Source organism: Aliiroseovarius crassostreae (assembly GCF_049803815.1).
Classification (GTDB): domain Bacteria; phylum Pseudomonadota; class Alphaproteobacteria; order Rhodobacterales; family Rhodobacteraceae; genus Aliiroseovarius; species Aliiroseovarius crassostreae_A.
Window position 1 is genome coordinate 165,392 of record NZ_JBNAGI010000001.1, and the last position, 12,286, is coordinate 177,677.

Genomic DNA, 12,286 nt, shown 5'->3' on the forward strand with positions numbered 1-12,286 from the left:
TCATATCGCTTTGGGGGGCTTGAAAAGAGACTCACTCGCCCTAACGCCAAGAAAAACACTCGGAATTAAGACGGGGACATCCCCTCAGACCCTCAGGATTGCCAGCTGGGTTTTTCTTTGGCGAAGAACGCGGCAATGCCTTCCTGCGCCTCGGTGCTTTCCCAGCGCGACACCAGACCGGCGATGGTTTCATCAATGATCGCCTCAGTGATCGGCGGCCCAAGACGGCGCGCAAGAGCCTTGGCCTCTGCCACGGCACCGGGGGCACAGTTCAGATAGGGTGCCACTTCGGCCTCAACGGCTGCGTCCAGATCGTCCGCGTCAACCGCCTTGGCCAACAGCCCCAACGTGACCGCTTCATCGGCGTCGAAAATCCGCGCCGACATGAACACCCGCCGCGCCATCGCCTCGCCCAGACGGGCCAGGACGTAAGGCCCGATGGTGGCCGGGATCAACCCCAGCCGCGTTTCGGTCAGACCGAATTTTGCGCCCTTCACACCGATCGAAATATCGCTGACCGAGGCCATGCCGACCCCGCCACCAAAGGCCTGCCCTTGCACCCGCGCAATCAGGGGCTTTGGCATGATATTCAAGGCGTTAAGCATCATGGCCAGCTTCTTTGCCTCGACCCCACGCGTGACCGGATCCGCCGCCATTTGGTCCTGCATCCAGCGCAGATCGCCACCCGCACAAAAGCTTTTCCCGTCGCCGGTCAGGATCACCACACGGACCGCGTCATCCGCGCCGAGTTTTTCCGCCGCATCGGTCAGTTCTTCGATCATCTGCGCCGACATGGCGTTGTGTTTTTCCGCCCGGTCGAGCAAGAGCGTGGCCACGCCCCGCTCGTCGGTGGACATCGAAATTGTCTCGTAGCTCATCGGTTATCCCTCAATCCGCATCTGCCGCGCCATTTCGGCGGCCTTGTCCAAAATGTCGCGATCAAGCCCGGTGGTCATACCAAGCGCGATCACCCGGTCATGCACCGCCTCGGTCGCCACATTGCCCTGCGCCCCGGGCGCATAGGGGCAACCGCCCAAGCCGCCAACCGCTGCATCAAAGACACGCAGGCCTTTTTCAATCGACGCTTCGATATTGTCGCAGGCCCGACCCGACGTGTCGTGATAGTGACCGGCAAACATATCCGGCCCCGCAACACCCAGCACCGCGTCCAGCATCGCCGAGATGCTCTCTGGCGTGGCCCTGCCAATCGTGTCGCCGAGGCTGATTTCATAGCAGCCCATCCCGATCAGCTTTTCGGCGACCCAAGCCACCTGCTCCGGCGCGGTCGGACCGTCGAACGGGCAGTCCGTCACGCAAGAAATATACCCACGCATTTTCACATTTGCCGCCTTCGCGGCCTCCGCAACCGGTGAAAATCGCTCCAGACTTTCCTCAATCGAACAATTTATGTTTGCCTTGGAAAACCCTTCCGAAGCGGAGCCGAAAATGGCGATCTCATCCGCCTTCGCGGCCACCGCGCCCTCAAACCCGCGCAAATTCGGGGTCAGCGCCGCGTAGGACACGCCCGGGGCGCGGGTGATGCCGGCCAGCACCTCTGCGCTGTCGGCCATTTGAGGCACCCATTTCGGGCTGACGAAACTGGCCACTTCGATGCGCTTGAAGCCTGCGCCGGACAGAAGATCGACCAAAGCGATCTTCTCCGCCGTCGGGATCTGGCGTTTTTCGTTCTGCAACCCGTCGCGCGGGCCCACTTCGAAGATTTCGACAGTGTCACTCATGCTTATTCCTCCGGCACAGGGTAAAAGTCCTGCGCGTAAAATTTCTGCACCCCTTCCCGCGCCACCGCGCGCTGGTACGAGGGCATGGCCTGCATTCGCTCTTGGTAGGCGCGGATATTGGGGAACTCATCCAGTTTCACGTAATAAGGCGCGGCAAACAGGTTGAAGCCGAACATGATGTCAGCGGCTGAAAAGCCGCGATCCAACAGCCAGTCGCGCCCGTCCAGACGGGCCTCCAACCCTGCCAGCGTATGGCGCAGCCGCGCGACGTTCAGCTTCAGCACAATTGGGCTGGCTTTGGCGGGCGGGCGCAGGAACACCATCTGCAGGTTCAATTGTTCAATCAGGCTTGCCATGGTTTCCGCATAGTGGATCCATTGCAGATATGTGGCCCGGTCTTCCTGGCCCGGGGCAACGCCCAGATCCGGCGCATAGCGTTCGACCAGATATTCGGTGATCGCGCCGCTTTCGCTCATCGTGACGCCATCCAGTTCCAGCGCCGGAATGCGGGTGGCGGGGGACACATCCCGCAGCCCCCCTTCAAACATCTCTTTCGAGCCGATCTGGTACTCCACCACCTCCAGCGGCTGCCCGATCTGGTCTGCCAGGCCAATCTCTTCGATCAGCCACAACACCCGGAACGAGCGGCCATATTGCACGTGGTGCAGGCGGAAGGGATGATCAGTCATCCTCTTCCTCCAGGCGGACCAGCGGCGCACCTGCCTCGACCTGATCGCCCGCAGTGCAGAGCACCTCGGCCACCACCCCGTCACGCGCGGCTTCCAGCGAATGCTCCATCTTCATGGCCTCAAGGATGGCAAGGCGATCACCCTGTTTCACCTCTTGGCCGGCCTCAGCAAAGACCGCCTTCACAAGTCCCGGCATCGGCGCTTCGATCACGCCCGCCCCGGCCCCGGCGCCCGTGTCCTGATCCAGCGGATCGGTGACGTGGAATTCCAGCCCGGATTGGGCAAAGACGGTGACAACGTTGCCCGCCTTGGTCACGCGCGGGCCGCGGTCGCCGCCCATTTTCCACTGACCGTGCAGGCGCTTGGCCTCGATGCTGTCCTCACCCACGGTGATCACGTGGCGATCTGCGCCGTAAGACGTCACCACCACATCCACGCTTTCGCCCGCATGGGTCAGCGTGACGAAATGGTTCTGTCCGCCCCACAGGGTGAACCCGTTGCCCTTGGGCTTCAGAAGGTCCAGCGCGCACAGGGCGGCTGCACCGATATCGCTGAGTGTGGGGCCGGGTTCATCGGTCAGCGCCTCAAGGTCACGTTCGATCAGCCCGGTGTCCACGTCGCCTGCCGCAAAGCCTTCGTGGCGGGTGAGCGCGCCCAGGAAGGCCAGATTGGTGACAGATCCTGCCACTTCGGTATGCGTCAGCGCGGTTGACAACATGCGCAGGGCCGCAGACCGGGTCGCCGCGTGGACCGTCAGCTTGGCGATCATCGGGTCGTAGAACGGGCTGATCGTGTCCCCTGCCCGCACGCCGGTATCGGCCCGCGCCCCTTCGGGGAATTTCAGATGGGTCAGCGTGCCGGTGGCGGGCAGGAAGCCCTTCGGCACATCTTCTGCGTACAAACGCGCTTCGAACGAGTGACCGTTGATCGACAGTTCGTCCTGCTGCTTGGGCAGCCCTTCGCCCGAGGCCACGCGCAGCTGCCATTCCACTAAGTCAACGCCGGTGATTTCCTCGGTGACGGGATGCTCCACCTGCAAGCGAGTGTTCATTTCCATGAACCAGAACCCGTCGGTGCGCAGGCTGCCCGCCCCATCGACGATGAATTCCACCGTGCCCGCGCCCTTATAACCAATCGCCTCGGCAGCGCGTACACCCGCCATGCCCATCGCCTCGCGGACCTCTTCGGTCATGCCCGGCGCGGGGGCCTCTTCGATCACCTTCTGGTGGCGGCGCTGCAGCGAACAATCGCGTTCAAACAGGTGTACCGCGTGAGTGCCATCGCCAAAGACCTGCACCTCGATATGACGCGGGGACAGGATGTATTTCTCAATCAGCACGTCGGGGTTGCCAAAGGCGGTTTGTGCTTCGCCCTGGGCCGAGGCCAGCGCGTCGGCGAAATCCTTCGGGTCATCGACGCGGCGCATGCCTTTGCCGCCGCCCCCGGCGACCGCTTTGATCAGCACCGGATAGCCCATTTTCTCGGCTTCTGCGGCCAGGAAATCGGGATCCTGGTTTTCACCGTGATAGCCGGGGACAACAGGCACGCCCGCCTCTTCCATCAGTTTCTTGGCGGCGTCTTTCAGACCCATCTTGCGGATCGCATCAGCCGAGGGGCCAATGAAGGTCAGTCCGGCCTTTTCAACGGCCTCCACAAAATCGGGGTTTTCCGACAAAAAGCCATAACCCGGATGGATCCCCTGCGCGCCGGTTTCCAGCGCGACCTCGATGATGCGATCGCCCAGCAGATAGCTTTCGGCTGGTTGCGGCGGGCCAATATGCACCGCCTCATCCGCCAGCCGCACATGGCGCGCATTGGCGTCTGCGTCGGAATAAACCGCTACGGTTGCCACCCCCAGTTTTCGGGCAGTGTCCATCACGCGGCAGGCAATCTCGCCCCGGTTGGCAATCAGAATTTTCTTGAACATATCTGTATTCCTTCTGGGCGATTACATGCGGAAGACGCCGAATTTCGTGTCTTCGATCGGGGCGTTGAGGGCGGCGAGGAGCGAGAGGTAAAGGACTTCGCGCGATTTGCGCGGGTCGATCACCCCGTCATCCCAAAGCCGGGCCGAAGCATAAAGCGGGTGGCTCTGTTCTTCGAACATGTCGATGGTCGGTTGCTTGAAGGCAGCCTCTTCCTCGGCTGACCACTCTCCGCCTTTGCGTTCGATCCCGTCGCGTTTCACGGTGGCGAGCACACCTGCCGCCTGTTCGCCGCCCATCACGGAAATGCGCGAATTGGGCCAGGTCCACATGAAGCGCGGCTGATAGGCGCGCCCCGCCATACCGTAGTTGCCCGCCCCGTAGGAGCCGCCCACAACCATGGTCACTTTCGGCACATTGGTGGTGGCCACAGCCGTCACCATCTTCGCTCCGTGGCGCGCGATGCCTTCGTTTTCATATTTGCGACCCACCATGAAGCCGGTGATATTTTGCAGGAAAATCAACGGGATCTTGCGTTGCGAGCAAAGCTCAACGAAATGCGCGGCCTTTTGTGCGGCTTCCGAGAAGATCACGCCGTTGTTGGCGATGATGCCGATCGGGCAGCCCATCAGGTGAGCAAAGCCGGTCACGATGGTTTCGCCAAAACGCGGTTTGAACTCGTCAAAGCGCGAGCCATCGACGATGCGCGCAATCACTTCGCGGATGTCATAGGGGGTTTTCAAGTCGGCGGGAACGACGCCCAGCAGTTCTTCGGCGTCATACAGCGGTTCTTCCGGTTCCTGCCACTTCACGGTGAAGGGCTTTTCGCGGTTCAGGCTTTCCACCGCGCGGCGGGCGAGTGCCAGCGCGTGGGCGTCATCTTCGGCCAGATAATCGGCCACACCCGACAGGCGGGTGTGCACGTCACCCCCGCCCAGATCTTCGGCGGACACAACTTCACCGGTGGCGGCCTTCACCAGCGGGGGACCGGCAAGGAAGATTGTGCCCTGTTCCTTCACAATGATGGTCACGTCCGACATGGCGGGCACATAGGCGCCGCCTGCGGTGCAGGATCCCATCACCACGGCGATCTGCGGGATGCCTTTGGCGGACATGCGGGCTTGGTTATAGAAGATACGACCAAAGTGATCGCGATCCGGGAACACCTCGTCCTGGTTCGGCAGGTTGGCCCCGCCGCTGTCGACCAGATAGATGCAGGGCAGATTGCATTCCTCGGCAATCTCCTGCGCGCGCAGGTGTTTTTTCACCGTCATCGGGTAGTAAGTGCCGCCCTTCACGGTGGCATCATTGCAGACGATCATAACCTCCTGACCATGCACCTGACCGATCCCGGCGATCACTCCCGCCGCAGGGGCCGCATCATCATACATGGCGTGCGCGGCGGTGGCGCCGATTTCCAGGAACGGGCTGCCCGGATCCAAAAGGTTCGACACCCGGTCACGGGGCAGCATTTTGCCACGCGACAGGTGGCGATCTCGCGAGCGTTCCCCGCCGCCTTGCATCGCCTTTTCAGCGGCCTCTGCCACCACGTTCAACGCCTCCAGATGGCCTTTGCGGTTGGTCTTATAGGCTTCCGATCCCGGCATCGCTTGTGAATTCAGTTTCATTCTGTGCATCCTTCATGGTTGCAGGTTGCGGCCTCATCAGCCGCGAGGTTCTGTTCAAGGGACCAGGCTTGTTGCGCGGTCAGATGGAGGTAGCACGACAGGCTGGCGGGGCCGCCCCCTGTGCCGCCCCCCCAGGTGGAGCGTTCGTATTCGCAAGACGCATCGCGAAACGGGATCCAGGCGCGCTGCATCTTGCGCAGCGCCTCGGCCTGGCTGGGCGCGCTGGATCCAAGCTCGGCCATTTCCGCATCGATCGCTTTGCTGTGTTTCATCAACAGCCCGTAGGCGGTGTTCAACCGGCGGTCCCAGTCGTTCACCTCGGCATCCAGACATTGCACCATTCCGGCGGTGCTCCATCCATACTCCGTGCTTTCCATACAGGCGTTGGCCGCGGCCCCGAAACACTGATGCGCCTCGCCGCTGTCGCCCTTTTCGGCCAGACAAGTCACCGTCGCATCAAAGGAATAGGTGACGTCCTGCGCCAGGGCGGGTGCCCCCGCGCAGGTCAAGGCAAATATGGCTGCCCAGCGGTTCATTATTGGTTCGCCATCAATTCACGGCCGATCAGCATACGGCGGATTTCCGAGGTGCCGGCGCCGATTTCCATCAGCTTGGCGTCACGGAACAGGCGGCTGACGGTGCTTTCGTTCATGAACCCGGTGCCGCCCATCGCCTGCACGGCCTGATGCGCCTGCACCATCGCCTGTTCAGAGGCGTAAAGCACACAGGCGGCGGCGTCCTGGCGGGTCACCTGACCGCGGTCACAGGCTTTGGCCACCTCGTAGATATACGCCCGGGCCGAGTTCATTGCGGTGTACATGTCAGCGATTTTGGCCTGCATCAGCTGGAACTCACCGATGGGCTTGCCGAACTGTTTGCGCTCTTTCAGGTAGGGCATGATTTCATCCATACAGGCGGCCATGATGCCGGTGCCGATGCCTGACAGAACCACCCGTTCATAATCCAGACCGGACATCAGCACCTTTACGCCTTTGCCCTCTTCACCCAGCACGTTTTCAAACGGAACTTCCACGTCTTCAAAGATCAGCTCGGCGGTGTTTGACCCGCGCATCCCCAGCTTGTCGAAATGCGGGCTTGTGCTGAACCCCTTCATGTCTTTTTCAATCAGGAAAGTGGTGATGCCCTTGGGGCCCGCATCCGGGTCGGTCTTGGCGTAGACAACCAGAGTGTCGGCGTCCGGCCCGTTGGTGATCCAGAACTTGGTGCCGTTCAGCACGTAATACCCGTTGCGCTTTTCGGCGCGCAGTTTCATCGACACCACGTCCGACCCGGCACCCGCTTCGGACATGGCCAGCGCGCCCACATGGTCCCCCGAACACAGCTTCGGCAGGTATTTTGCCTTTTGCTCGTCGGTCGCGTTGCGGCGGATCTGGTTCACGCAGAGGTTCGAATGCGCGCCGTAGCTGAGCGAGATCGAGGCCGAGGCACGGGCGATCTCTTCGACGATCACCACATGCGCCAGGTACGACATGTCCGACCCGCCAAATTCTTCGGGCGTGGTCACGCCCAGCAGGCCCAGCTCGCCAAACTCTTTCCACAGCTCATTGGGGAACTCGTTGGATTTGTCCGCCGCTTCGGCCATCGGCTTGATCCGCTCTTGCGCAAAGGCATGAACCATCTCGCGCACGGCGTTGACGTCTTCGCCCAAGTCGAAATTCATGGAGTTTGTGAACATGTCTGGATCCTTCGCATGTGGTCGGTTGGGCCGACGGGAACCGTCCTGTGCCCATTATTGAACGCTTGTTCAGTTCTTATGCGAGAGACACGATTCGCGTCAATGGGGACGCAGCGTCGCAAACTGCCGCGTCAGAGTGCCAAAACGAAACCGGGGCCGCCCATGGCAGCCCCGTAAATGCATTCTGGTTGAAGGTTTAGTGCGACAGCACTTCGGTCAGCGTCAGACGCCCATCGCGATTCTCATCAAACTCTGCAATCATCAGGCGCGCCATTTCCGCGTCGTCGATGGCCTCGTCGCTTTCCAATACAAGCTCCTGATCATCCATCAGGTCTTGCTCGTCCAGGGCCGCCAGGCATTCCACGGTTATGCCCAGCTCATCCGCAACGTCCTTGGTTTCGGTCTCGCTCATCCCCTCATCACTTGTGACCTGAACCATCTCTTCGGCGGTCACAAACCCGTTGCCGTCCAGATCCGCCTCCAAAAACATCTCGGCCTTGTCGCGGGCTATGGACGCGGCCAGTTCATCAAAGCTGATCGACTTGTCTGCATTGGCATCCAGCAGGCCCAGTTCTTCGCGCAGAAAGTCCTGCGTCGGGGTTTCAAAATCTTTGGCTATGTCGGTTCCGGCACAGGCGGCGGGCAGCGCGGGCGCCTCGTCCATATCCCCCATCGCATACCCAAAGAATTCTTCTTCACTGATCAGACCGTCGCCGTTCACGTCCATTTCGGCAAAGGTCATGCGCGCCTCTGGCGAGGCCTGCGCCACCATGCCAGCGCTGATCATATACCCCCCGGCCAACAGCAGCGCAGGCAGGGCCATCAGCGAAAATCGGGTCACGGATTTTGGGAAAAGTTTCGTCATAACAGGGTCTCCTTTTGCAGATAACACCCCACCCGTCATGTCGTCCGCCACAAGATCGCGCAGATACCCGCTCATCGTCTGCCCTTCGGACGCGCTGCGCCGGGCCAGATCCTCTTTCAATTCCGGAGAGAGGCGAAACTCGATGCTTTCGGTTTTCTTGCTCATGACCAAATGCCTTTCAACAACGGTTGGGGCCTGCCAGATGACCTGACCTGTCCCGCCCCCAGTTTCCAACTTTTCCGTGTCCTGAAAAAGGAATTTCGTGTCCGGACAGGTGATTTTCAAGCTGTCCGGACAATCCTGATCGTTCCCTGATGGGCTGTCAGGCCTGCTGAAACACCCCCGACACTTCGTCGCGGATGATCCGCGCGATTTGGGCGCAATCATCAAGGCTGAAGGTCAGCGGCAGGCGCAGGTCCAAGACCGCGCGCAGGATCCGGTCGGTTTGTGGCAGGCTGGGCGTGTCGGCGTAGCGCCAGCTGTCATAGCGGCTGGTGAACCCCGTGGGTTCCGCACCGCCGAACCATTTCAACTCCACCCCGCGCGCCGCACAGCGCGCGACCACCTCCTGAACCTTTTCTGCCGCCCAATCCAGCAGCAGGAACTGAAAAGACGACATGACATAGTCTTCCGCCTCAGGGCGCGGGATCACCGTCAGGCCCGGTGTCTCTGCCAGCCCATTCTCAACCACCCTGTACCGCGCATTCCACGCGTCACATTGGTCCTTCAGCCGGGCCAGCTGCGGGCGCAGGATCGCCGCGCGCAGATTGTCCATCCGGCCCGAGATATTTGGGGTCAGATATTTGATCTCGGCAAAGGCCTCGGGCGGCGGGGCGGCCAGATGGCGTTCATACAGCATGTAGGACCCGGAGAGGATCGTCGCCCGCGCCATCAGGTCAGGGTCATCCGAGATCAACAGCCCCCCTTCCCCGGAATTGAGATGCTTATAGGTCTGCGTCGAATAGGCGGCCATCGCCCCGTGCCGCCCGGACAGAACCCCGTTCCAACGCGCGCCCATCGTGTGCGCACAATCTTCGATCACCGTCACCCCGGCCCCGTCGCAGATGTCCATCAACCGGTCCATGTCACAGATATGCCCGCGCATATGGCTGAGCAGCAGCACCTTGGCCTGATCCACCTTGGCCGCCAGATCGTCGAGATCAATGGTCAACGCCTCGGTCACTTCCACGAAAACCGGTTTCCCGCCCACCGAGGCAATGGCTCCCGGCACCGGGGCGAGCGTGAAGGCATTGGTCAGCACCTTATCCCCCGGCTGCACCCCAACAGCGCGCAGCGCGGTCGCAATGGCATAGCCACCAGACGACACGGCCAGCGCGTATTTCGCCCCCATCTTGGTGGCGAATTCCTGTTCCAGAAGGGCCGTATGAGACAACTCCCCTTCCGCCACATTGTACCGGTGCAACCGCCCGTGTTGCAGCACCTCCAGCGCGGCGGCGATGGCGTCGTCGGGAATGGGGTCCTGCTGGGTGAAATTGCCGGTGAATGTCTCTTTGATCTGCTCGCTCATTCAGGCCCTCACGCAATTTCCGGCTGGCCAATCAGCCGCGCCACGATCCCGTCCAGATCATCATAGTGATCAAGCAAAGCGTCCGGCGACAACCGCGCCACGCCGTCGCCTTCGGGTCCAAACCCCACCAGAATGCACGGGACGCCCACGGCGCGGGCCGTGTTCAGGTCGGTGGCCGTGTCGCCGATGATCAGCGAGGTTTCCACCGCCCCGCCTGCCTGCTCAACCGACGCCACGTATGGCGCGGCATCCGGTTTGCGGGTGGGCAGCGTATCGGCCCCGATGAGGGATCCAAACAAATCGCGGATCCCAAGACGCGAGAGAAGCGTTTCCGCCAACCCTTCCGGCTTGTTCGTGCAGATCCCCACCGCATAGCCCTGCCCGCGCAGCCGCTCTACCGCGTCGATGGCTCCGGGATAGATCACCGTGTGCCGGTCGATGTCGCGTGCGTAATGGTCCAGAAGATTGGGGAACTCCCGCTCGACCGCAGCATCCTTGTCATCGGCAACAAGGCCCAGCCGGTCGAACCCCAAGGTCAGCATCGCCCGCCCGCCGTGAAATGCGGTCAGCGCATCCGCCACCGGATCGAGCAGATCGCCATGACCCAACGCCTGAAAGCACCCATTGGCCGCGGCAATCAAATCGCCGGACGTGTCCGCCAAAGTTCCGTCCAGATCAAAAATCACGGTTCTCATCTGTGGCTGTCCCTTCTCGGCAAAAACACGCCCGTCCGGGTGTCCTCGCGTTTCACTCTGTAACCCATGGTAAGGTTAATTGAACCTTGCCCTCTTGCGGACATATTCCCAACAGGTAAAACGGGACCAACAGATTTAAAAGAGCAGATCGACATGACCACAGCCTTGCCCACCGCCCTGATCCTGTTGGCCGCAGGCCGCGGCACACGGATGAAATCGGACCTCCCCAAAGTCTTGCACGAGGTGGGCAATGCGCCGCTCTTTGCCCATGCGCTGGCCTCGGGACGCGATTTGCAGGCTGCGCGCACGGTGCTGGTCGTGGGACACGGCGCGGATCTGGTGAAAAAGGCCGCCGACAAGATCGACCCCGAGATCACCCTCGCCGTTCAGGAAGAGCAGCTGGGCACCGGACACGCTGTGTTGCAGGCACGCGAGGCGCTCGCTGACTTTGAAGGCGATGCGATTGTCCTTTATGGGGACACCCCTTTCATTCGCCCGGAGACGCTTGAAGACATGTCGCAGGCGCGCCGCGATGGGGCCGACGTGGTGGTGCTGGGGTTCGAAGCCGCAGATCCCGGACGCTACGGGCGGCTTGTGGTGGAAAACGACGCCCTGACCCGGATTGTCGAATTCAAAGATGCCAATGACGCCGAACGCGCCATTACGTTGTGCAACAGCGGGGTGGTCGCCGCCGACGCCCAAACCCTGTTTTCGCTGATTGACGCGGTGGGCAATGACAATGCGTCGGGCGAGTATTACCTGACGGATATTGTCGAAGTGGCCAATGCGCGCGGTCTGAAAGCGGCGGCCGTCACCTGTGACGAGGCGGAAACGCTGGGCATCAACTCGCGCGCTGAACTGGCCGCCGCCGAGAACCTCTTTCAGGCCCGCCGCCGGGTCGAGGCGCTGGAGGACGGTGTGACGTTGCAGGCGCCGGACACAGTGTTTTTCTCGCTTGATACCGTGGTGGGGCGCGATGCGTTTATCGAACCCAATGTCTATTTCGGACCCGACGTGACCGTGGAAAGCGGGGCACGGTTGCGGGCCTTCAGCCATTTCGAGGGCTGCCATGTCTCGACCGGGTCCATCGTCGGGCCCTATGCCCGCCTGCGCCCGGGGGCGGAACTGGCGAACGGGGCCAAGATCGGCAATTTCGTCGAAATCAAAAACGCGCAGATTGGCGAAGGGGCCAAGGTCAACCACCTGTCTTATGTCGGCGATGCCTTTGTGGGCAATGAGGCCAATATTGGTGCGGGCACCGTGACCTGCAATTATGACGGGGTGATGAAGCACCACACCCATATCGGCCACCGCGCCTTTATCGGGTCGGACACGATGCTGGTCGCGCCGGTGCGGATCGGGGATGAGGCCATGACCGCCTCGGGGTCCACCATCACCAAGGATGTGCCGGACGGCGCACTGGCTCTGGCCCGCGCGGATCAACAGATCAAGCCCGGCCTCGCCGTAAAGCTATTTAAGAAACTCAAGGCCATTAAAGCCAAGAAACAGGGAATGAACTGA

11 protein-coding genes are annotated in these 12,286 nt (G+C 61.4%); 1 reads left to right on the plus strand and 10 read right to left on the minus strand.

Annotated elements, in window-relative coordinates:
- Window positions 1-92 precede the first annotated feature (92 nt).
- From ACP15V_RS00835 to ACP15V_RS00880, 10 genes are all read right to left on the minus strand, one after another.
- A complete protein-coding gene (locus ACP15V_RS00835) occupies window positions 93-878 on the minus strand; it encodes a crotonase/enoyl-CoA hydratase family protein (RefSeq protein WP_424941788.1) in 786 nt (261 codons plus the stop codon).
- A gap of 3 nt (window positions 879-881) precedes the next feature.
- Window positions 882-1,739 (minus strand): hydroxymethylglutaryl-CoA lyase, encoded by an 858-nt coding sequence (locus ACP15V_RS00840; protein ID WP_424941789.1) that lies wholly within the window; start codon window positions 1,737-1,739, stop codon window positions 882-884.
- A 2-nt stretch (window positions 1,740-1,741) separates the two neighbouring features.
- A complete protein-coding gene (locus tag ACP15V_RS00845) occupies window positions 1,742-2,428 on the minus strand; it encodes a glutathione S-transferase family protein (RefSeq protein WP_424941790.1) in 687 nt (228 codons plus the stop codon).
- Window positions 2,421-4,355 carry an acetyl/propionyl/methylcrotonyl-CoA carboxylase subunit alpha gene (locus tag ACP15V_RS00850; RefSeq protein ID WP_424941791.1) on the minus strand — a complete coding sequence of 645 codons (1,935 nt, stop codon included), beginning with the start codon at window positions 4,353-4,355 and terminating at the stop codon, window positions 2,421-2,423. The genes ACP15V_RS00845 and ACP15V_RS00850 overlap by 8 nt, the downstream gene beginning before the upstream one ends.
- Before the next feature lie 21 nt (window positions 4,356-4,376).
- Window positions 4,377-5,981, minus strand: coding sequence for a carboxyl transferase domain-containing protein (locus ACP15V_RS00855; RefSeq protein ID WP_424941792.1), 1,605 nt, complete (start codon window positions 5,979-5,981; stop codon window positions 4,377-4,379).
- Entirely contained in the window at window positions 5,978-6,517 is a 540-nt protein-coding gene (locus ACP15V_RS00860) for a lysozyme inhibitor LprI family protein (RefSeq protein ID WP_424941793.1), read from the minus strand. Before ACP15V_RS00860 ends, ACP15V_RS00855 begins: the two co-directional genes overlap by 4 nt.
- Window positions 6,517-7,677 carry an isovaleryl-CoA dehydrogenase gene (locus ACP15V_RS00865; RefSeq protein ID WP_424941794.1) on the minus strand — a complete coding sequence of 387 codons (1,161 nt, stop codon included), beginning with the start codon at window positions 7,675-7,677 and terminating at the stop codon, window positions 6,517-6,519. Before ACP15V_RS00865 ends, ACP15V_RS00860 begins: the two co-directional genes overlap by 1 nt.
- A 196-nt stretch (window positions 7,678-7,873) precedes the next feature.
- Window positions 7,874-8,707 carry a hypothetical protein gene (locus ACP15V_RS00870; protein WP_424941795.1) on the minus strand — a complete coding sequence of 278 codons (834 nt, stop codon included), beginning with the start codon at window positions 8,705-8,707 and terminating at the stop codon, window positions 7,874-7,876.
- Between the two features lie 157 nt (window positions 8,708-8,864).
- The gene (locus tag ACP15V_RS00875; protein WP_424941796.1) at window positions 8,865-10,070 is read right to left on the minus strand and encodes a DegT/DnrJ/EryC1/StrS family aminotransferase; all 1,206 of its coding nucleotides are present in this window, start codon (window positions 10,068-10,070) and stop codon (window positions 8,865-8,867) included.
- An 8-nt stretch (window positions 10,071-10,078) separates the two neighbouring features.
- Window positions 10,079-10,765 carry an HAD-IA family hydrolase gene (locus tag ACP15V_RS00880; protein WP_424941797.1) on the minus strand — a complete coding sequence of 229 codons (687 nt, stop codon included), beginning with the start codon at window positions 10,763-10,765 and terminating at the stop codon, window positions 10,079-10,081.
- Window positions 10,766-10,930: 165 nt separating this feature from the next.
- On the opposite strand from ACP15V_RS00880, the gene glmU reads away from it, so the two are divergent.
- Entirely contained in the window at window positions 10,931-12,286 is a 1,356-nt protein-coding gene (gene glmU, locus ACP15V_RS00885) for a bifunctional UDP-N-acetylglucosamine diphosphorylase/glucosamine-1-phosphate N-acetyltransferase GlmU (RefSeq protein WP_424942701.1), read from the plus strand.